The following is a 1,141-nucleotide window of genomic DNA, read 5'->3' as shown; positions in this document are numbered from 1 at the left end:
TGGCGCGCTGGTCGGGCAAGGGCAGGGTTTCGAGGTTGCCCAGTTCGTCGTAGTAGTATTTCAGTTCCCCGGCAGCGCTGGTTTCGCTGAGCAGTTGTCCGTTCTTGTTGTAGTTGAACGCCAGCGGTTGCTGCTGGCCGTGAGGTGAAGGTAATCGAGACCAGCTTATTGGCGCTCGTAGTGGTAGGGGTCAGGAAAATGTTTGATTGAGCAAATCATTGAGGGATGGGTAAAGCAGTTCTAGTTCGTCTTCTTCATGCAGATAAAGGAATATTTCCCCGGCCGGGTTCATAATGACTGGATTTCCACTGCCGTCATCCGAAATGACGTAGGCATCATTAAGTTGGGAATAATGTTGAGTTTTATATCTTTCTCTAAATCGTGTTGTTAACTCAGTGACAGTGGCCTTGCCTATAAGTGCGCCATTCTGGAATGCGTGAAGGCCGATGCCCGCATAAGATCCGCCAAAGAGTTTTATAAACTCAACGTATTGCTCGTTAAATCGTGTAGACAGAGTTTCTTCTGCTAACTCTATTTGCTGTTCTGTAGCGGGAGATCCCATTAGGTCCATGTGGGTCTGGAGGAAAGATTCTATTTTATTTTTCAGTTCATTGTTCACAGGTCGCATGCTCCATTATTTGATTTTCTAAGGTGTTTCTTGTCTAGTGCTTTCTGCGCCTGAGATACCCAGAACTCACGCTTCCAAAAATTGAACTCTTTTCTGTTCGAAATTCCGCTGCCCTTCTTATTACCTTTTGGATGTTGACCTGCTCCATTCATCTTGCTGCCATGATGCTTCTCAGGCATGGCTACGATAGGTCCTTCAGTTTGCTGCCTATGGTGATGAAGGACAATTTTTTCACCTTGTTTATCTACAGGAGATAGACCCCAGGGGTGAGGTGCGTTAGGTCCATTCATGAAGATTGTCTCTTTTAGTTTCGATTCGCTTAGATGGCTGAGGTCTGTATAGCCATATGTCTGCAAGGTCAACCCTTGGCTATCAGTAAAGACAACTGCATTCAAACCCCACGGATCAACCCAACCCACCGCATTCGGCGCGTACTGATAAAGATTGATCCCACCCAACAACCCAATCGGATCCGGCTGGGTAAACCGTCCTACATCCGGATCGTAAAACCTG

Annotated in this window: 2 protein-coding genes; both read right to left on the bottom strand. The window is 46.8% G+C overall.

All coding sequences use genetic code 11. The features are described 5' to 3' along the window. Nucleotides 1-190 precede the first annotated feature (190 nt). Nucleotides 191-619, bottom strand: a complete 429-nt coding sequence (locus AQS70_RS10060; RefSeq protein WP_206542132.1) for an SMI1/KNR4 family protein — start codon at nucleotides 617-619, stop codon at nucleotides 191-193. Then, on the bottom strand, nucleotides 616-1,141 hold a 526-nt coding region (locus AQS70_RS10055; protein ID WP_206542131.1), incomplete at its 5' end, for an RHS repeat-associated core domain-containing protein. The genes AQS70_RS10060 and AQS70_RS10055, both read right to left, overlap by 4 nt.

The organism is Pseudomonas endophytica, assembly GCF_001411475.1.
Taxonomy (GTDB): domain Bacteria; phylum Pseudomonadota; class Gammaproteobacteria; order Pseudomonadales; family Pseudomonadaceae; genus Aquipseudomonas; species Aquipseudomonas endophytica.
This window is presented reverse-complemented; position numbering and strand designations above follow the sequence as displayed.